Origin of the sequence: Rhodococcus coprophilus NBRC 100603 (assembly GCF_001895045.1) — a bacterium.
In the GTDB taxonomy this organism is placed as follows: domain Bacteria; phylum Actinomycetota; class Actinomycetes; order Mycobacteriales; family Mycobacteriaceae; genus Rhodococcus; species Rhodococcus coprophilus.
Genome location: NZ_BDAM01000008.1, coordinates 17,148 through 36,905 on the forward strand (window position 1 = coordinate 17,148; position 19,758 = coordinate 36,905).

A 19,758-nucleotide genomic window follows, 5' to 3' on the forward strand; every position below is an offset into this window, starting at 1 on the left:
TACCGCCGTCACGATGCCTCGGGTCGCACGACCATCACGGGGCAGGCTGCCTCCCGCAGCAGCGTATTACTCGTCGAACCCATGAGAAGCCCGGCGAAACCGCCGCGCCCACGGCTGCCGACCACCACGAGCTGTGCCTTCTCGCTCCATGCCTTCAGATGCGCCCGCGGGCCGTCCACGTAGGTCTTACGGTGCACCGTGACGTCCGGGAATCGGTCGCCGAATCCGGCGAGACATTCGGACACGAGCGCCTGCTCGCTCTCCTCGAACGCCACCGGATCGAACCAGTGCGGCGACGCTTCGACGTCACCCGGCCGCATGTCGGTCCACACGTGCACCGCGACGAGGTCGACCCCGCGCCACGACGCCTCTTCGAACGCCGCCTCCACGGCCATTTCGCTCAGCGCGCTGCCGTCGACCCCGACCACGACGGGCCGATCGTCCGGTACCGGGGGCGCCGCGCCGCGCACGACGACGACCGGGCAGGCCGAGTGGCCGACCACTGCGACGGGTGTCGATCCCACGAGCAATTCGCCGAGCCGGGTGCTGCCGGTGGCGCCGAGCACGACCATCGCAGACCGGTGCGACAGCTCTACCAGCCACTTCGCGCTCCCTGTGAGGGCAATATCCGTCGTGATGTGCACGTCGGGAGCCGCGGCACGCGCGGTCTCCGCAGCGGCCGTCAACAACGCGTTGGCGTCTTCCTCGGCCCATTCGAACGCCTCCGAGGGCCGGAAGAAGGGGAGTTCCGACGACGGCGTCGGCGTGAGCAGCGAGGCCGGGGAGAAATCGACGGCGTGAACGAGGTGGAGGGTGAGGCCGCGCCCCGCAGCGGTCGTGGCTGCCCAGCGCACAGCGCCTTCCGACGGCGGGGAGCCGTCGACCCCCACCGTCACCCGATTGCGATCGTGCGTTGCTGCGCTCGGAGTCGTCACACGTCGAGCGTAGACGCATTCATATGCAGCCGACGGGGACTTTGGTCCCTCCGGTTCGAGAAATTGGTCAGCACAACGGATTCCAACGGCGACTCGCATCACAATTTAATTGTCATTTCGGATACCAATTTATATCGTCCGAGTATGCAACTCACCCGGTTCACCGATCTCGGACTCCGAGTTGTCACCTATCTGGCCTCGGCCCAGACGACGGACCTGCCGAACACCGCTCTCGTTGCCGAAGAACTCGAGATGTCCTACGCACACACCGCCAAGGTGGTCACCCGGCTCGGGGAACTCGGTGTGGTCAGCGCACGACGCGGACGCGGCGGCGGTCTCGCCATCACCGAACTCGGCCGGACAGCCACCATCGGATGGCTCACGCGTCAGCTCGAAGGGGAAGGCGACGTCGTGAACTGCGAGGGGCCGTCGCCGTGTCCGCTCCGGGGCAACTGTGCTCTCCGCTTTGCACTGCGCGCCGCCCAGGACGCGTTCTACTCTGCGCTCGACACGCTCACCGTCGCAGACCTGACCACCCGCAGGAACGTTGCCGCACTCCCACTTCCCGGGCTGCGAACCTCGCCGCCCGACTACCACGAGGAGAAAACATGCCGCTCTCGCCCGTTTCCAGAGAAGTGATCGCCGCGACGCTGCCGGCCGTCGGCGCCGCCATCGGCGATATCACGCCGCTGTTCTACCGGAAGATGTTCGACGCCCATCCCGACCTCGAACGCGATCTGTTCAACCGCGGCAACCAGAAGCAGGGTGAGCAGCAGAAGGCACTGGCCGGTTCCATCGCCGCGTTCGCAACGCTGCAACTCGATCCGGACCCGGCACGCGTCGAGTCGATTCTCTCCCGTATCGCGCACAAGCACGCATCGCTCGGGATCAAGCCCGACGAGTACTGGATCGTCCACAAGCACCTGTTCGAAGCCATCGTCGAAGTTCTCGGCGAGGCCGTCACACCCGAGGTCGCTTCTGCGTGGGACGAGTTGTACTGGCTCATGGCGAACACCCTCATCGCCCTCGAAGCCGACCTCTATGCCGCTGCGGGCGTCGAGACCGGTGACGTCTGGCGGACTGTGCAGGTGATCGGCAGAAGCCATCAGTCGGCTGACACCGTCTCCTTCACGCTGGCATCACAGGACGGCTCTCCTCTGCCGATATTCCGTCCGGGACAATATCTTTCGGTCGGCGTTTACCTTCCCGACGGGGCTCGCCAGATCCGTCAGTACAGCCTGTCCAACGCGCCGTCACAGGACCACTGGCGCATCACCGTCAAGCGTGTCGCCGCGACGACGGATGTCGACGGAACAGCGCTCCCCGCCGGTGAGGTCTCGAACTTCCTGTTCGACAATGTCTTCGAGGGCGACGCCCTCGAGGTGACCACGCCGTTCGGCGATCTGGTGCTTCCGGAGGACGACAATCCGATCTTCCTCGCCTCTGCGGGCATCGGATGCACACCGATGATCGGAATGCTCGATCACCTCGCCGAATCGGGTGACGGACGCCCGATCTCGGTCCTGCACGCGGACCGGTCTCCCGCCAGCCACGCCCACCGCCGGGAACTCGAAACCCTCGTCGAGCGGATCCCGTCCGCCTCGGTGTACCGCTGGTACGAGGATCTCGGTGCGCGGCAGCCGTTGGAGACCATCCGGGTCGGCCGCGCCGATATCTCGGACCTCCCACTCGATCCGACTACGCAGGCATACCTGTGCGGTCCGTTGCCGTTCATGCTTTCGCTCCGTGAGGCGCTCATCGCGCGGAACGTGCCGGCCGAGAACATCCGCTACGAGGTGTTCGGTCCGGACAGCTGGAGCCCTGCGTCCTGACAGCTCGCCTCACCTGCCGGGAGAACCCGGCGGGTGAGGCGCGTTCGTGTCGCAGAGGACGACGGGGTCGTCGGAGTATTGCGTCATCGGCGTGCTACCCGGTTTCGATCGGAAGGCGGGGAGCATCGATCGGCAATCGCGAAGAGTTCGGACCACTGATCGGCCGTGAGATCACGCGGCAACGGCGTGCCTCGGAGTGTTTGGGCGGCGAGCCACTTCTCAGCCGACGACCTCACCGGCGCCCCGACCGTCCTCGCCAGGATCTGGCGCAGGCCGTGCCCCTTGCTTACGAAGACGGCGTGCACGAAGGCGCTGTATCGGGGTCGTAGCACGGGGTCGACGAGCGGGACGGGTCTCCGGGTGACGGTCATCAGACCTGCATCGACTCCGGGTTGCGGTGTGAATGCCGATGCGGGGATTCGGCTCACCAGGCCGAAGTCGCACCACGGCCACCATTGCGCGGTCATCATCGTGGCCCCGCCGACCGCCGCGCGGCGGCGTGCAACTTCCCACTGCACCAACAGGACCGACGTCGTCCAGTTCCCAGAGTTCAGGATGCATCGCAACATCGCGGTGGTGTGGTGGAACGGCAGGTTTCCCACGACGGTGTGCGGCGTTCGGGGAAGCCGGTAGCGCAGGAAGTCACCGTGCACGATCGTCGTGCTCGGGCCGACGCGGTCGCGGAGCTTCTGCGCAAGTCGCGGGTCGATCTCGACTGCGGTGATCGGCCGACGCAGCTTCTGCAAAGGCAGCGTCAACGCCCCTGCGCCGGCGCCGATTTCGATTATCGGTCCATCCGTTCGAGAAACGAGACCGACGATCGTGTCGACGACATTACGGTCGGTGAGGAAGTTCTGGCCGAGCTCGTGGCGGCCGGCACGGTAGGTAGGCATGGGTATCTCACTCCGGGCATCGGTACGGGCCGCAGCAGCGCAAAGACGCCGCACGGCAATAGACATGCTGAACCGGCTGAGCGTTGTCGAAATTCGCTCTCCGTCAGGAGAGACGGAACCTGATCCTCGCGATGCTCGTATTTCCCACGGGCGCACCGTACGACACGGCCTCACCACGCGTCCAACCGTTTAACGCACGACCAGCCGGTCTTCCGCGTCCGTCACGTACCCGCCGAGGACCCTCTCCGGAGAACGAGCGGCGGGAGGTGGGCCGCGGTGCTGAAGTGGGCTGCGCGGCGGTGCAGGCGATGCCTCCGTCCACGTCGCGGGGAAGGCGGAAGACGGTGCAACGGTTCTGCGTAGAACAACCGTTTGGCGAACTCGATCAGAACCAGATACGCGACGATCAGCACAACGAGCATGAGAAAGAACCCGAGCGGCAGTCTCGTGAACCCTAGGTCGTCGGCGAACGGGGAGAAGGTCACGCCAATACCCACGGCGAGGACCACGGCCACGGTCACAATCAGGGTACGGCTCGGCCGGCTGCGGATGAACGGCGTGCGGCGAGTGCGGATCGCGAAGACGATCAGAATCTGGGTGGCAAGCGATTCGACGAACCATCCGGTGCGGAACAATTCCGGTCCGGCATGGAACACCCCGAGCATGAGGCCGAAGGTCACGAAGTCGAACAGTGAACTCAACGGGCCGAAGAAGAGCATGAACCGGCGGATGAACGCGATGTCCCAGTGCGACGGCGCGCGCAGTTCCTCCGGGTCGACCCGGTCGCCCGGGAGCGCGAGCTGACTCGAGTCGTAGAGCAGGTTGTTGAGCAGGATCTGGCTCGGCAGCATCGGCAGGAAGGTGAGCACGGCCGACGCGGCGGCGGCGCTGAACATGTTGCCGAAGTTGCTCGACGTGCTCATCAAGACGTACTTGATCGTGTTGGCGAAGGTCCGCCTGCCTTCGGTGACGCCGTCGGCCAGCACGCCGAGATCCTTTTCCAGAAGAACCACATCCGCGGCGTCCTTCGCCACATCCGTGCCCGAATCGACGGAGATTCCGACATCTGCGACATGGAGCGCCAGAGCGTCGTTGACGCCGTCGCCGAGGAACCCGATCGACCGTCCCTCTCCTCGCAGCGCCCGCACCAGGCGGGCCTTCTGTTCCGGGGAGACCCGAGCGAATACCGTTGCACGCCGTGCAACTTCGGTGAATTGTTCGTCGTCCAGCCGTGCGAGTTCGGTGCCGGTGACGCTACCGCCGGAGGTGAGGCCCAGTTCGGTGCAGACCCTCTCCGCGACCTGAGAGTTGTCGCCGGTCGCGACCTTGACGGTGATGCCGAGTTCCGCAAGCCGGCCCAGCGATTGTCGTGCCGACTCCTTCGGCTCGTCCGAGAAGACGAGGAAACCCGTCAAGTGGAGGTCGCGCTCGTCGTCGGCTCCGGCCCGGGTCCGGGCAGCATCCAGATCCTTTGCGGCCACCGCGACGACCCGGCGCCCCCGGTCGAACAGCTGTGCCAGCGTCTCACGTGCTGCTGCACTCGCCTCCACGCAACGCCCCAGCACGGATTCGGGTGCGCCCTTGACCACCAGAAACTTCGCGTCGTCGCCGGGGGTGGCGACCAGCGCCGACGTCATGCGCCGACTGTGGTCGAACGGTACGCCGTCGACCCGCCGGTACCGCTCGACCTGCCGCCCGGTCTCTCCCGCCGATTCCCACAGTGCCGTATCCATCGCATTGGTCGCGATCCGCTTTCCGGAACCGCCCACTTCCGTCTCGGTCGCGAGCAGGCCGTGCAGCACGGTGTGTTCGGCGCTTTCACCGTCGAGAGGCACCGCTTCGACGAATGCGATCCGCCCGGTGGTGAGGGTGCCGGTCTTGTCCGTGATGAGGATGTCGACATCGCCGAGGTCTTCGATGCACACGAGTCGTTTGACCAGCACCTTTCGCGCCGCCAGGCGACGGGATCCCGACGCCAGCGCAGTGCTGACCACGGCCGGAAGCAACTGGGGCGTGATGCCCACGGCAATCGCGAGCGCGAACAGCAGCGACTCGATGAGCGGACGATCGAGCAGCAGATTGATCACGACGATCATCGAGGTCAGCACCAGCGCTACCTGTAGCAACAGCACCGAGAAGCTTCGCAGGCCGCGCTGGAAGTCCGTTTCCGGTTCTCTGTCACCGAGTCCACGAGCGATCCGCCCGAATTCGGCGTTCGCTCCCGTCGAGACCACCACACCCGTGCCGGTCCCCGCGTGGACGATCGTGCCCATGAATGCGCAACCCGTCAGGTCCGCGGTGGCCGTCCCCTCCGGGACCACATCGGTGTTCTTTTCCGCCGGTTCCGATTCACCGGTGAGCACGCTCTCGTCGCACTCGAGATCGACCACCTCGGACAACCGGAGGTCCGCCGGCACGACGTCCCCGAGAACCAGGCGCACCACGTCACCGGGTACGAGTTCGGTGACGTCGACCCGCGTTGCCTCCCCTTCCCGCAGAACGACGGTGTTGTGCCGCACCTGCGAATGCAGCGCGGCGGTCGCACGCTCGGCTCGATATTCGTTGAAGAACCCGAGGCCTACGCTGGCGACGAGAATGATGCCGATGACGACGGCGTCGCTCCGGTTGCCGAGAAAGAACGATGCGACCGCGGTGACGGCGAGCAGGAGCAGCAGTGCACTCCGCAACTGTCGTGCGAGGACCGCCCACGCGCGCACCCGGTAGCTCCGTACGGCGTTCGGTCCGACAGTCTCGAGCCGCTCGGCGGCGGCTGCGGCGCTCAACCCTGACGACGAGGATCCGAGGCGGGCCAGCACCTCGTCGACCGGAAGCGCAGCGGCGTCGCAGATCGCCAGGCCTGACGATCCGGCCGTGTGCTGTTCCTGCTGTGCGCCTTTGCCGATCATGTCACCGGACGAACAATTCCCGGGTCTGCCGCCGCCTCGCCCTCGCGGGCACCTCCGGTCGCGATCGCTGTCGTCGTACTGGGTGAGGTCGGCATGATCTCGCTCGTCTCGAAACCGTAACGTCGAACGCCTTTTCGCCCGTGCCGGCCGTGCGGTCTCGTGGCGGACAGGCGTACCCGTGATCATTGCAGCGTCGGCGCAGGAATGCGGCCGAATGTTCGTTCTCCGGCCCCGGCGGTCAGGGGATGATGACGCGGTGATCGTCGTCGTGGTTGCGCTGATCGTGCTGGTGCTCGTCGCCGCCGTCGTGCGACCGCACGGATTGCCGGAGGTCGCGGTGGCCGGGCCGGCCGCACTTCTGTTGACGGTGATCGGGGCGCTGACGCCGGCGCAGGCACTGGATCAGTTGCGCGCCCTCGCTCCGACCGTCGTTTTCCTCGCCGCGATCCTGGTCCTGGCACATGCGACCGACGCTCACGGAGTGTTCAGGTGGGTGGCCTCGATGCTCCGGCGCAGCGCGCGGGGAAGCCCCGTCCGGTTGCTTGCGTGGGTCTTCGTCGCGTGTGCCGCCACGACCGCGGTGCTGAGCCTCGATGCGACCGTCGTGCTGCTCACTCCCGCCGTGCTCGCCGCAGCCTCGGCCATGGGCGTCTCACGACGTCCTGCGAGTTATGCCAGCGCGCACCTGTCCAACTCCGCTTCGACCCTCATGCCGGTCTCCAACCTCACCAACCTCCTCGTCTTTTCCGCCACCGGGATCGGGTTCGCCCACTTCACCGTCTTGATGGCGTTGCCGTGGGTCGCTGCGATCGGGGTCGAGTTCGCGATCGCGCGGGCGTTCTTCGCAAGCGACCTGCGGCCACCGGCGCAACCGTCCGCCGAGCCGGCCGCGGTGCGCGCGGTGCCTGCGCCCCGCGCGGCGCTGGCGGTACTCGCGCTCACGCTGGCCGGATTCGCCCTGTCCGAGTTCGTCGGTGTCGGCCCGGTCTGGGTGGCGGTGGCCGGCGCAGTCGCACTGGCGGTTCCGGCACTGCGCGCCGGACGCACCCGTCCCCGGTCTCTGCTGGCCGCCTCGGCCCCCTTCTTCCTGCTGTTCGTGCTCGCCCTCGGGGTGGTCGTGGCACCGCTCGCGACGGGTATCGTCGGCGACAGGCTGGCCGACGTCCTGCCGACGGGCGAGTCCTTGCCTGCGCTCCTGACGATGGCCGCGATCGCGGCGGTCGCGGCGAACCTCGTGAACAATCTGCCCGCGACCTTGCTGCTGCTTGCCGCACTGGGCCCGTCCCCGTCCACAGGGCTGTTGCTGGCGATGCTGATCGGGGTCAACCTGGGACCGAACCTGACCTACACAGGATCGCTGGCGACGATGCTCTGGCGGCGGGTCGTCACCCGTGTCGGCGAACCCCCGCACCTGGGCACCTTCACCCGGCTGGGCCTGATGACGGTACCGACGACGCTGGCCTGCGCGGTGTTCGCCCTGTGGCTGGTGCTGTGACCGCGCGACGCGGACCCGCGCTCCCCACAGGTCGACCCGCCGATCACCGCGTCCAGGCCACCGGGTTATTCCATACTGGGCGTCATGCCGTGGAGCGGGTTCGCCGGGAGAGTGCTCGACCTGCACATCACCACGACGGCAGCAGTCGTGCTGTTCGCCGCCGCCGCGGTGGCGGGCCTGTTCGTTCTCGCCGCGCGCCGGAATCGTCGCTGGTTGCTCCTCGGTCCGGCCACGGCATCGGTGGTCACCGTGGCGGTGGTGGTACTCGCCGCAGTCGTGGTGGAGGTGGTGTGGCGGCCGTTCCCGGACCCACTGCCCAAAATCGTCTACGCCTGGTCGGGCGCGGCCGTCCTGGCACTCGCACTGCTGATCGGGCGCTTCGTCGTCCGGCGCCGCGACCGGTGGCGTCCACTGGTCGTCACCGGCCTTGTACTGGCTGCCGTCCTCGTGTGCATCTGCGCGGCGGGCGGAATCAACGCACAGTTCGACGCCTATCCGACGGTGCGCGCTGCGCTGGGTATCAGCGACTACCGGACCGTCCCGTTCGATGCGGCGCTGGCACCGCAACCGGAACCCGACGGGGGTGCACCGAATCCCGGAAGCTGGTCTCCACCCGCCGATCTGCCGACCACCGGGGCCGTCACCGAAGCGGATGTTCCCGGTGCCGTCTCGGGGTTCTCCGCCCGCGCTGCGCGGATCTATCTTCCGCCCGCATATTTCGCCACCCCGCGGCCCGACCTGCCGGTACTCGTGCTCCTCGCCGGGCAGCCGGGGAGCACCGAAGACTGGCTCGTCGGCGGGAAACTGACCCGGACCATGGACGCCTACGCATCCGGCAACCGAGGCTTGGCGCCGGTCGTCGTGCTCGCCGACGGCACCGGCGGCCAATTCGCGAACCCGCTCTGCGTGGACTCCCACCTGGGCAACGCCGCAACGTATCTCGCCGTCGATGTGCCCGATTGGGTTCGCTCCCATCTGCAGGTGAACCCGGATCCGCGAGCTTGGGCAGTGGGCGGCCTGTCCTACGGGGGCACGTGCGCGCTCCAACTCGCCGTCACCCGACCCGACGTGTATCCGACCTTCCTCGACCTGTCGGGACAGGCCGAGCCGACCCTCGGCGACAGGGAAACCACCATCCGCGACGTATTCGGTGGTGACGCCGAGGCGTTCGCGCGGAACAATCCCGCGGACCTGCTCGCGAAGAATCGGTATCCCGACTCCGCAGGTGCATTCGTGGTGGGCCGCGACGACACCGACTACCGCAGCGGTCTCGAGCAGCTGGCGGCGGCGGCGACGGCGGCCGGGATGGACGTCCACATCACCGAAGTGCCGGGCGCCCACGATTTCTCGGTGTGGTCGGCCGGTCTCGAGAAGGAGGTGCCGTGGCTCTGCCATCGACTCGGCCTCGACCCCTCCTGAAGAGTGTGGGCTCGGCTCTGAGCCAGGCGCCGGTGTCTCTCGCTCTGCTGGGTGTGATCTGGTCTCTCGCGGTGATCACCGGCTCTGTGACGAAAGGACCTTCACCCGAACTGGCTTCGCGGATCTCCGCCGGTGTACCCAGCCTCGGCGACGGTCGCGTGTGGACACTGTGGACCTCGGGACTGTTCGCGTCGGGGCTCACCGAATACCTGCTGGCCGGCCTCTCCGTCCTCGTGATCGCGGCCCCCGTCGAATATCGAATCGGCAGCCGCCGTTTCGCGATCGCTGCATTCGTCTCACAGGGAGCGGGTACCGCACTGGCCGTAGCGGTGGCGTTGCTCGTGTCGCAGGTCTCCGGTTCGTGGGGTTCGGAACTGCACACTCATCTCACCCAGGACCCACTTCCCTGGATCCTCGGTGCACTGCTCGCCGCGACCGCGGCGATGAACACTCTGTGGCGACGTCGGATCCGCACCCTGGTGCTGGTGATTCTGGTGACGACCGTCCTGTTCGCCGGGCATCTGCAGGACCTCACCCGGTTGTCCGCCGCGGTAGCCGGTCTGTTGATCGGCCCCGTTCTCTTCGGGCGCGCCGTACGCAGCCCCGTGCTCGGCGGCACCATCCGAGAACGCCGCACACTCGTCGCGCTCGTCGTCGCTGCCGGCGTTCTCGGCCCGATCCTTGCCGCGTTCTCCCCACATGCCATCGGTCCACTGTCCGCACTACGCGAGTTGTTCGACCAGGTGCCCTACAGCCCCAGGGAACTGCTCGACGTGTGTGCCGATCCGGCACTGTACGACGAATGCAGGAAGGGACAGCAAGCTCTGCGCCTGTCCGGGATCGGACCGGTGGTGATGAACCTGATGCCCTCGCTCCTGCTGCTCGTCGCGGCCGAAGGTCTGCGTCGCGGCCGGCGCGCCGCGTGGCTGTTGTCGATCTACGGGCATCTCGCGCTCGTTGCCGTCACGGCCGCGAGCGTGCTCGTACGGATCACCGAGCAGGACGAGGCACGGTCGATCCTGTACGGCATCCATCGCCACGGTTCGATCTACGGCGAATGGATTCCACTGCTTCCGTTGCTCGCCGTGCTCGCGCTGCTACTGGTCACGCGGCGATTGTTCGACGTACGCGCCCGACGCGGGACATACAGACGTGTATGGGCGGGGACGATCGCGGCGACGGTCGCCGCTCTGGTGATCTACCTGGTCGTGGGGACGGTTCTCTCGGACGGTTTCGACCGCGACCCCGGGATCGGGACGTTGTTGCGCGACGCCCCGAGGCGGTTGTTGCCCCCGGTCTATCTCCAACTCTTCGAACCACCCGTGATGCCACTGACCGCCGGGGCCACGCTGTTGTACGAGTGGATCGGCGTGGTCGTCTGGGCAACGTTCTGCCTGCTCGTACTCCGTAGTTTCCTCGCTCCCCCGGCAGGGCAGGATCTCGGCGGCGCGCACAAGGTCCGGGAGTTGCTGCACTCTCCCGGCGGGGACTCGATGTCGTGGATGAGCACCTGGCCCGGAAACAGCTACTGGTTCACCGCCGACGGACGCCACGCCGTGGCCTATCGCGTGCACTCCGGCGTCGCTCTGACCACGGGAGGCCCGATCGGTGACCACGCCTCCCTCGGCACGGCTGTCGACGAGTTCGCAGCCTATTGCCTCGGCAACGGGTGGACTCCGTGTTTCTACTCCGTCGGCAAGGACATCGCCTCGATCGCGCACGAGCACGGCTGGGGCCACTTGCAGGTGGCGGAGGAAACCGTCGTCGATCTTCCCGACCTCGCCTTCAAAGGAAAGAAGTTCCAGGATGTGCGCACCGCGCTCAATCGTGCGCAAAAACAGGGAATCGAGGCGCAGTGGACGACGTTCACCGAGGCGCCGCTGTCGGTGAAAGAGCAGATCGTCGACATCTCCGAGGAGTGGGTCGCCGACAAGGGACTGCCGGAAATGGGGTTCACGCTCGGCGGACTGGCAGAACTCTCCGATCCGGAGGTCCGCCTGCTGCCGGCGATCGGGCCGGACGGACACGTCCACGCGGTGACGTCGTGGATGCCGGTCTACCGCGACGGCGCACTCGTCGGCCTGACGCTGGACTTCATGCGTCGTCGCTCCGACGGGTTTCCGGTGGCGATCGAATTCCTCATCGCCTCGGCGGCGCTGCTCGCCCAGCAGGAAGGTATCGGTTTTCTCAGTCTGTCGGGAGCGCCGCTCGCGAACGCCGACGGCGGCGAATCCGGCGTCGACCGTGGGGCTCTCGACGCGCTGCTCGATCTGCTGGGGCGCACCCTCGAGCCCGTGTACGGCTTCCGCTCGCTGCTGGCCTTCAAGGCCAAGTTCCAGCCGCGGTACCGGCCCCTCTACATGGTGTTCCCCGATGCCACCGCCCTGCCGTCCATCGGAATCGCCATCGGCCACGCGTATCTGCCGAACCTCTCGTTCGAGCAGAGCGGACGTTTGCTGTCCCGGCTACTGCGCCGCTGACCTCGCGTCACCGGCACTTGCCCCTGAATCGGTTGCGCCGCAGGCCCGGACCCCCTCCAGGCAAGCGGTTTGCGCGCGGGTCGGTGTCATGTCGCACACACGGTGCCGTGTCCCGGGCTAGGCTCGCGCCATGGATACAGGCGTCGACCGATCGCCGAGCCTGCCCCGAGGCGCAAGTCTGATCGCACTGCTGGGCATCCTGCTCATCGGCTTCGCCGCCGCAGTAATCCCGTCTCCTCCCGCACCACTCGATTCCGACGCTCCCGCCGACGTATTCAGCGCCGGACGCGCCGCCGCCCACATCGACACGATCGCTGCGACGCCACGTGTTCCGGGCACCCCGGAGCACACCGCCGCCCGCGACTACCTCGTCTCGACCCTCCAGGAACTCGGTTGGCGCACATCGGTGCAGTCCGGCGTCGGATGGACCACGAGCGACGATCCGCCCGGACAGCGCGGAGCCCGGGTCGGAAACATCGTCGCGATGATCCCCGGTTCCGATCCGACGGGAACCGTTGTGCTGGCGGCGCATTACGACACGGTGGTCGGGTCGCCCGGGGCAGGTGACGACGGGATCGGTGTGAGCACCGCGCTGGAAACGGCCAGAGCTCTCGGCGCCGGACCCACGCCGCGCAACGACATCATGGTGCTGATCACCGACGGTGAGGAGAACGGGCTGCTCGGTTCTCAGGTGTTCACCCGGTCGCGTTCGCCGGCACTCGGCCCGACGGTCGTACTCAACCACGAGGCCCGAGGCAACACGGGGACCCCCACGACGTTCCGGATGACCTCCCCGAACGGCGAGTTGCTCGACGTACTCACCCGGTCTCCTTGGGCGGAGGCCGATTCACTCACCCAACTGGCATTCGAGGCGCTTCCGAACGACACCGACTTCCGCAACTTCACCGCCGCGGACTTCTCCGGGTTCGACACCGCGATCGCGGCGGGTTCCGCGTACTACCACAGCCCGCTCGACACCCCGGACCGACTGAGCCGGCAGTCGCTCCAGCAGATGGGCGAGACTTCCCTGTCCACCGCCCGGATTCTCGCGGACACGGACCTGGTGACGCTCGACGACGCAGGCAACGAAGTCGTCTCGCTGGTGCCCTGGGGCTTGATCCACTATCCACGCTGGGTGGAGATCGCCGGTGCGATCCTCCTCGCGCTCGGGGTCGCCGTTCTGGTGGTCGCACGGGTCCGTCGCCGCGAAGCGACGCCCGGCCGGATTCTCGCGACAGGCGCGCTCGCATTCGTAGCAGCAATAGCTGCGGCCGGTGTCGCCTGGCTCCCGTGGTGGCTGGCGCAGCAGGTGTCGCCGGGGATGGCGTCAGCTGTTGCCGAGGAGCCCTACCGCCCCATACCGTTCCAGGTCGCGGCTGTCCTTGCGGCACTGGGAGTTCTCGTCGTGCTCTATGTCGCGCTGCGCCGACGCGTGCCCGGGCCCGCGCTCATCTGCGGGTTCTTCGTCACCGTCGCCGTGCTCGCGCTGCTGGGAACACCTTTTCCCGGGGTAGCGTCGACGCTGGTGATGCCCGTCCTTCCCACCGTGGTGGCCGTGCTCGTCACGCTTGCCCTGCCCGCCGGGGCTGCCGGCCGGCGTCTCGCCGTGCTCACGGTCGGCGCGCTTCCCGGAGCAGTGCTCAGCATTCGTGGGGCACTCCTGTCGTTCGATGCGGGACTTGTTGCAGGAGCGCCGGCTGCCGGCATATTCGTGGCGATCACGTTCGTTGCTACGTCGCCGCTCTGGGAGCCCGTACTGCGTTCGACGACTGTCCGATTGTCTGCGGCCACGGCCGTGGTTCTCGTCGCGGTGTGCACGACGGCGGCCGGTTTCGTCAATCGGGACGGAGCGACGGACCCCCGTCAGGAATACCTCTGGTACGCCCTCGACACCGACGGCGGCAGCGCGACCTGGGCGTCGCCGGACGCACCTCGCTCCACGTGGAGCAAGGCCCTGCTTTCCGCGCCCGCGTCGCCGCTCCCGGAACTGTTCCCGTGGCGCGGGGACCAGCGGTTGTCGCAAGGTCCGGCGCCCGTGGCCGATCTGGTCCCGCCCGACATCGAGGTTCTCGAAGACAGGAGCGCGGGCGGGGCACGACAACTGCGCCTTCGCTTGTCGTCACCCCGAGGGGCTCCCGCCGTGGGCTTGTGGATCGACGACACGACGGCAACCGTGCACGGCGCGACCGTCGACGGTCAGCGAGCCGAACCGTCCTCCGACTTCGGGTTCATGTTCTGGGCGCCGGGACCGAACGGCATCGAGGTCACGCTCACCCTGGGTGTCCTCGCCGACCGGCTCGGTGTCCGCGTCGCCGATCGTTCCGGCGACCTGTCGGTGGTTCCCGGCTACCAGCCGCCGACGGATCGGGTGGTGGTGCAACCTGTCGTCGTTGTCACGCGCTCCCTCGAGATCTGAGCGCGGCGCCGGTCGGTTACACGGCCGCGATCGATCCCACGCTGATCAATCCCACGCTGGTCAATCCCACGCTGGTCAGTCCCACTGATGAACGGGATTGCCCTGCAACATGTTCGCCAGGTAGTCGCTCATCATTCCCCGGAGCGCGGTACGCCGGTCTTCTCCCGCGGCTTCGCGCCCGGCCACCTGTTCGCGCTGCCACGCCGCGCCGGTGCGCCGATTGATGCAACGTCCCTCGATGATCCCGAGATACCGGTCGCGGGCTTTCGACGACAGGCCGAACGTCTCGAGGCCCTTGTCCGCCAGCGGAAGCAGGCATCGCAGGACGAGTTCGTCGGAACCCACCCAGCCGATCTTCGGCCAGTACAGCCTGGCGTCGAGCCCGAACTTCGCGCCGAGGACCAGGTTCTTCTCTGCCGCGTCGAAACTCATCTCGCGCCACAGCGGCTCGTCGGCGTCGACGAGCGCGCGCAGGGCGCCGTAGTAGAACGCGGCGTTCGCCATCGTGTCGAGCACCGTGGGTCCGGCAGGCAGCACGCGGTTCTCGATGCGCAAGTGCGCCTGCCCGTCGCTGATGTCGTACACCGGACGGTTCCAGCGATAGATCGTGCCGTTGTGCATCTGCAGTTCCCGCAGTTCGGGAATCAGGCCGGCGTCGAGTTCGGTCATCGGATCCGAATCGCTCACCTCGGGCAGCAGGGCTGTGAAGTAGCGGGAGTTCTCCTCGAAGAGGTCGAGGGGAGATTCGATCCAGCGCTCACCGAACCACACTCGCGGCCGCACGCCCTGGTTCTTCAACTCGAACGGGCGAGTGTCGGTGGCCTGCGCGAACAACGGGATCCGGCTCTCGTGCCACAGAGACTTGCCCGCGAAGAACGGCGAGTTGGCTCCGAGCGCAACCTGGACGCCAGCGAGACACTGCGCCGCATTCCAGTGCGGTGCGAAGTCCTCGGGCGCGACCCGCAGATGCAACTGCAACGAGGTGCATGCCGCCTCCGGGACGACCGAATTCATGTCCTCGCGAAGAGATTCCACTTCGTCGGTCCCCGGAAGCGGTACGCCGTCCAGGTCCAGTTCGAGGTCTTCTCCGCGTGCCGCGAAGATCTGCTCGTTGAGAGCCTCGTAGCGCGGATTGGCGGTGATGCGGTCTCGTCCGAGGTGGTCGAGTTCGAGAGTGGGGAGCATCCCGATCATCACGAGCTGGGCATTGTGCCGGTGCATCCGGTCGGCGGCCCGCCGCAACGAAGACCGGAGAGACTCTTCGAGTTCGAGGGTGGCGTCACCGTTCAGCGGTCCCGGCTCGACATTCATCTCGACGTTGAACTGGCCGAGTTCGGTCTGGAAGACGGCGTGATCGTCGATCGCCTGCAGCACCTCGATATTCGACATCGCGGGAGCCATGTCGTCCTGAACGAGGTTGAACTCGATCTCCATGCCGAGTTGTGGTTCCGGCGACGAGTGCACGTCCACGAATATGTCGTCGCGCAGCATCCGCTCGAGCGCGCCGATGCAGTCGCGTACCTTGCGGCGGAACGCTCGCCGGTCCGCGCCGGTGAACGAACGTGCCGAAATCTCGGTACCCATGGAACCCCCGGTCGCGCCGACGTCTGTCTCGGGACAAGCCTAACGCTCGGACGGCAGCCCGCAGGAATCGAGCGATCAGACCGCGCGGAAGTTGTCCCAGTCGGCGACGACACCGCGGTTGCTGAGCCACGCGTTGGGGTCGACCTTCGCGCCGTCCTGATCCCAGACCTCGAAGTGGAGGTGCGGACCGGTGGACCAGCCGAGGTTGCCGACGGTCGCGATCTGCTGTCCGGCGGCGACACGCTCACCGGGAGAAACCTGGTAGGTGTCGACGTGACCGTAGACGGCGGTGGTGCCGTCGTCGTTGAGCACGCGCACCCACTGTCCGTATCCGGAGGCCGCACCGGCGTCGAGCACGGTGCCGTCGGATGCGGAGGAGATCGGGGTGCCGATCGGCGCGGCGACGTCGATGCCGCCGTGGTGGGCGCCCCAGCGAGCGCCGAAATCGGAGGTGAGCGTGCCGGAGACGGGCTGCACGGTGCTCGGCTTGATCGGGTTCAGACTGTCCAGCCAGTTGCTTCCGCTGGCGAACTGGTCGACAAGCTGGGTGATCTCGGCCGGAAGCGGCGGCGCGTCCTGCGTGGTCACACCGGGAATCTCGACACCTGCGGGCAGCAGACCTTCGGGCAGCTCGAACGGCAGGGTGCCGGTGGTCGGCGCCTCGGTGTGGGCCGGAGCCTCGTGACCGGGATGCGCGGCGGCGGTGCCCGCGGTGAACTGGGCGCCGACGGCGAAGAATGCGCCGGTGGCTGCGGCCACGGTCGCGGCCTTCACCGGAGCGGACGTACCGGTGGGCTCGACGCGGTGACGACCCTTACCGGAGCCGGACGGGGCAAAGGAGAAGTCGATTTCGAAAGCAGATTCTTCACGTGCGAGCTGGTGCCGTCCCACAGTCATTTTCCCGTTCGTCGTCCCGATTTCGAGCTGGACCAAAGTGGTCCGGCCGCTCCTGGCGACCCAAGGTAACAAAACGATATAGAGATGCGCCAGCGTGACCTTCGCTTTATCTCAGGGTGCGGGACGACAACCCGATCCGGTCGCGCAGAACCGGGCGGCAACCCGTTCGCTTCGCCGCCGGGACCTGCCGCCCGCTACACTCACAGCGCGCCATGATCCGGTCCGCCGCCTCTCGCGCGCGCCCTCGTAGCTCAGGGGATAGAGCACCGCTCTCCTAAAGCGGGTGTCGCAGGTTCGAATCCTGCCGGGGGCACAGAAAAGCGATCCGTCGCCGGCCCGCCCCCCTTCGCGAGAGGGTCCGGACCGGCGACGGATCGCTTCGTACGGTGAGCCGCTACTTGAGCGTGCTACCGGCGTCGACAGTCAGCGTCAGGCCGGTGACGTACCGGGACTCGTCCGACGCGAGGAACAGGACCGCGTTGCTGATGTCCTCGGGCTCCACCCAGCCGATCGGCAGCACATGCATGAACTGTGCGGCCACCTTCAGGTCGTCGGGTCCCGGATTCTCCAGATCGGGGCGGAACATCTTCATGGCCCCTTCGTTCATGAACATCGGAGTGTTCACGTTCGTCGGGTGGACGGTGTTGACGCGGATGAAGTGTTCACCCAGTTCCACGGCGAACGAGCGCATCAGTCCGACGACGCCGTGTTTGGCGGCGATATACGGGCCGGTGTTCGGATAGGCCTTGAGGCCACCCACCGAACTGGTCAGGATGATCGATCCACCTTTTCCGCCCTCGATGATGTGGGGTACGGCCGCCTTCACCGTCTTCCAGACGCCGGACAGGTTGATGTCCTGCATCTCCTGCCAGTCGAACTCGTCGGTCTCGTGCAGCGGGGTACCTCCCGTTCCGATGCCCGCGTTGGCGACGATGATGTCGAGCCGTCCCAACTGCGCGACGCCGTCGTCCACCGCCGCTTTCACGGCATCGAAATCGCGGACGTCTGCCTGCACCGTCACGATGCGGCGGTTCAGCCCCTTGACCGCTTCGACGGTCTCGGCCATGTCCTCGGGGGTGGACGGTTCGATCAGCGCGTTGTCCCTGATCGGTCCGCAGATGTCGAGGGCGATGATGTCCGCGCCCTCCTGTGCCAGCCGCACCGCGTGGGAACGTCCCTGACCGCGTGCGGCACCGGTGACGAATGCGACCTTGCCTTCAACTCTTCCTGCCATGAACTACCTCTCTCTTTGCGCACCGAGCGAAAGCACGATGCGGTATCCATGGGACCGATCAGACCGGATTACGTTCGGGTATCAGGGATTTCTCGTGTACTCGATGTGCAGCTCGGAAAGCCCTCGAAGCAGGAACGTCGGCTCGTAGGCGAATTTGCGGTCGCCTTCCGGGCCGTGCGCGCTGTCGCTGAGCCGGATATCGCTCATTCTGTCGAGCAATTTGTTGAGCGTGACGTGGCCTTCGATCCGCGCGAGCGGGGCGCCCGCGCACGTGTGCAAGCCCCGGCCGAATGCGATGTGATCGTGCGCGTTCTTGCGGTCGAGCCGAAACTCGTGCGGGTCGCCGAACTTTTGTGGATCGCGGTTGGCCGCCGCCAGGCTCAGCATGACCACGGTTCCCGCGGGGACCTCGACGTCACCGATAGTGGTGGTCTTCTTCGCGAGACGGAAATCGACCTTGGTCGGACTGTCGAAGCGCAGCGACTCTTCCATGAAAGGCTTTACGAGGCTGCGGTCTTCGCGCAGCATCTTCTGGTACTCCGGTCGTTCGCAGAGAACCCGCAGCGCCGAACTGAGCAGCTTCGTCACCGTCTCCTGACCGGCGGCGAAGAGGAAGGTCGCCGGCCGGACCACCTCGAGCAGTTCGGGCGTGGTTCCGTCCGGATATGTGGCTGCTGCCAGGCCGCTCAGGATGTCACCCCGGGGCTCGCGGCGCCGATCTGCGAGGTAACCGGCGAAGCGGTCGTCGAGGTATTCGAGTGGGTTCACCGCTACCGTGCGGTGGTCGAGCGCGCCCACCGGGATGCCGGACCGTTCGGCAGCGCCGAGCGCGTAGCGGAACTCCTCGCGGTCCTCCTCCGGAACTCCGAGCAGATCGATGATGGCCAGCGTCGCAAACGGTTTGGCGTACTGGCCGAGGAACTCACACTGCTCGTCGTCGAAGAACTCGTCGAGCACCCGGTCCGACAGGGACCACAGATACTCCTCGTTCTCCTTCAGCCGCTTGGGCGTGAGGAGCCTACCGAGAAGAGAACGAGCCCGGGTGTGATCAGGGGGATCCATGACGACCATGTGTTCGGCGATCGGGAACAGATGCCGATGGGCTTCGATCTGCTCCGTGATGTCGTCACCCTCGGGTTCGAAGGGCAACGGCGGGAACGGGCCTCCGATTGCATTGACCGAAGAGAGGGCTTCGGAGTTCTTGAAGGCTTCGACGACCTCGTTGTAACCGGTGACCATCAGGACGCCGTAGTTCGGCTCCCGGAATACCGGGTTCCGACTCCGGAGACGGTCGAAATAGTCGAAGGGGCTTTGCGCCAGATCACCGTCGGAGAAATAGTCGGCTGAGGCGAGATCGGTCATCGGTCACTGACCTTTCGGGGAACTGACAGGGGCGGCGGAAGAGTCTTCGTGGATGACGACGGCGGCGCGCGGGCACGCACTCGCTGCTGCTAGCGCCTTGGGCCACAACGCTTCCGGTGGACTTTCGTCGCACGTCGCGATGTCGTCGTCGGCGAGGTCGAAGATCTCGGGCGCGATCTCGATACACAATGCGTGGGCCTCGCACATATCGCGATCGATGTGCAGGCCCTTCGATGGTCCCGTCATCGGGCACTCCAAAGGGAGAGGGCGGACCCGGACGGCGAGGACACCCACTCGGCCTCGTC

The 19,758-nt window shown here is 66.8% G+C and carries 14 protein-coding genes and 1 tRNA gene; 7 read left to right on the forward strand and 8 right to left on the reverse strand.

Annotation, left to right across the window (positions count from 1 at the left end; translation table 11 throughout):
* Positions 1 to 8: 8 nt before the first annotated feature.
* On the reverse strand, positions 9 to 935 hold the full coding sequence (locus RDCOP1_RS14045) for a universal stress protein (protein ID WP_072701584.1): 927 nt from the start codon (positions 933 to 935) through the stop codon (positions 9 to 11).
* Positions 936 to 1,079: 144 nt separating this feature from the next.
* Here RDCOP1_RS14045 and RDCOP1_RS14050 point away from each other — a divergent pair, with 144 nt between their 5' ends.
* Complete coding sequence (locus RDCOP1_RS14050; RefSeq protein ID WP_072701586.1) at positions 1,080 to 1,574, forward strand: RrF2 family transcriptional regulator; 495 nt, start codon at positions 1,080 to 1,082, stop codon at positions 1,572 to 1,574.
* Positions 1,544 to 2,767, forward strand: coding sequence for a globin domain-containing protein (locus RDCOP1_RS14055; RefSeq protein WP_072701588.1), 1,224 nt, complete (start codon positions 1,544 to 1,546; stop codon positions 2,765 to 2,767). The genes RDCOP1_RS14050 and RDCOP1_RS14055 overlap by 31 nt, the downstream gene beginning before the upstream one ends.
* 83 nt (positions 2,768 to 2,850) lie before the next feature.
* On the opposite strand, the gene erm is transcribed toward RDCOP1_RS14055, so the two are convergent.
* Together erm and mgtA are read right to left on the reverse strand one after the other, a co-directional pair.
* On the reverse strand, positions 2,851 to 3,660 hold the full coding sequence (gene erm / locus RDCOP1_RS14060) for a 23S ribosomal RNA methyltransferase Erm (protein ID WP_072701590.1): 810 nt from the start codon (positions 3,658 to 3,660) through the stop codon (positions 2,851 to 2,853).
* A gap of 221 nt (positions 3,661 to 3,881) precedes the next feature.
* Positions 3,882 to 6,566: a magnesium-translocating P-type ATPase gene (gene mgtA, locus RDCOP1_RS14065; RefSeq protein WP_084722622.1), complete on the reverse strand. Its 2,685-nt coding sequence runs from the start codon at positions 6,564 to 6,566 to the stop codon at positions 3,882 to 3,884.
* Positions 6,567 to 6,822: 256 nt separating this feature from the next.
* Between mgtA and RDCOP1_RS14070 the strand changes: the two genes are divergently transcribed.
* From RDCOP1_RS14070 to RDCOP1_RS14085, 4 genes are all read left to right on the forward strand, one after another.
* Complete coding sequence (locus RDCOP1_RS14070; RefSeq protein WP_072701592.1) at positions 6,823 to 8,061, forward strand: ArsB/NhaD family transporter; 1,239 nt, start codon at positions 6,823 to 6,825, stop codon at positions 8,059 to 8,061.
* Positions 8,062 to 8,145: 84 nt separating this feature from the next.
* The gene (locus RDCOP1_RS14075) at positions 8,146 to 9,480 is read left to right on the forward strand and encodes an alpha/beta hydrolase (RefSeq protein WP_072701594.1); all 1,335 of its coding nucleotides are present in this window, start codon (positions 8,146 to 8,148) and stop codon (positions 9,478 to 9,480) included.
* Entirely contained in the window at positions 9,444 to 11,960 is a 2,517-nt protein-coding gene (locus tag RDCOP1_RS14080; RefSeq protein ID WP_231922995.1) for a bifunctional lysylphosphatidylglycerol flippase/synthetase MprF, read from the forward strand. The genes RDCOP1_RS14075 and RDCOP1_RS14080 overlap by 37 nt, the downstream gene beginning before the upstream one ends.
* 130 nt (positions 11,961 to 12,090) lie before the next feature.
* Positions 12,091 to 14,376, forward strand: coding sequence for a M28 family peptidase (locus tag RDCOP1_RS14085; protein WP_072701596.1), 2,286 nt, complete (start codon positions 12,091 to 12,093; stop codon positions 14,374 to 14,376).
* A gap of 75 nt (positions 14,377 to 14,451) precedes the next feature.
* Here the strand turns inward: RDCOP1_RS14085 and RDCOP1_RS14090 are convergent, their stop codons facing one another.
* Both RDCOP1_RS14090 and RDCOP1_RS14095 read right to left on the reverse strand, forming a co-directional pair.
* Positions 14,452 to 15,960, reverse strand: a complete 1,509-nt coding sequence (locus RDCOP1_RS14090; RefSeq protein ID WP_072701605.1) for a glutamate-cysteine ligase family protein — start codon at positions 15,958 to 15,960, stop codon at positions 14,452 to 14,454.
* A gap of 75 nt (positions 15,961 to 16,035) precedes the next feature.
* Positions 16,036 to 16,851: a M23 family metallopeptidase gene (locus RDCOP1_RS14095; protein ID WP_072702001.1), complete on the reverse strand. Its 816-nt coding sequence runs from the start codon at positions 16,849 to 16,851 to the stop codon at positions 16,036 to 16,038.
* Between the two features lie 246 nt (positions 16,852 to 17,097).
* Here RDCOP1_RS14095 and RDCOP1_RS14100 point away from each other — a divergent pair.
* A tRNA-Arg gene (locus RDCOP1_RS14100) sits at positions 17,098 to 17,170 on the forward strand.
* Positions 17,171 to 17,251: 81 nt separating this feature from the next.
* Here RDCOP1_RS14100 and RDCOP1_RS14105 read toward each other — a convergent pair.
* The 3 genes from RDCOP1_RS14105 to RDCOP1_RS14115 all read right to left on the reverse strand — a co-directional run bounded on the left by RDCOP1_RS14105 (position 17,252) and on the right by RDCOP1_RS14115 (position 19,699).
* Positions 17,252 to 18,091: a mycofactocin-coupled SDR family oxidoreductase gene (locus RDCOP1_RS14105; protein ID WP_072701607.1), complete on the reverse strand. Its 840-nt coding sequence runs from the start codon at positions 18,089 to 18,091 to the stop codon at positions 17,252 to 17,254.
* Positions 18,092 to 18,172: 81 nt separating this feature from the next.
* The gene (locus RDCOP1_RS14110) at positions 18,173 to 19,453 is read right to left on the reverse strand and encodes a cytochrome P450 (RefSeq protein WP_072701609.1); all 1,281 of its coding nucleotides are present in this window, start codon (positions 19,451 to 19,453) and stop codon (positions 18,173 to 18,175) included.
* Between the two features lie 3 nt (positions 19,454 to 19,456).
* Positions 19,457 to 19,699: a ferredoxin gene (locus RDCOP1_RS14115; RefSeq protein ID WP_072701612.1), complete on the reverse strand. Its 243-nt coding sequence runs from the start codon at positions 19,697 to 19,699 to the stop codon at positions 19,457 to 19,459.
* Positions 19,700 to 19,758: the final 59 nt, after the last annotated feature.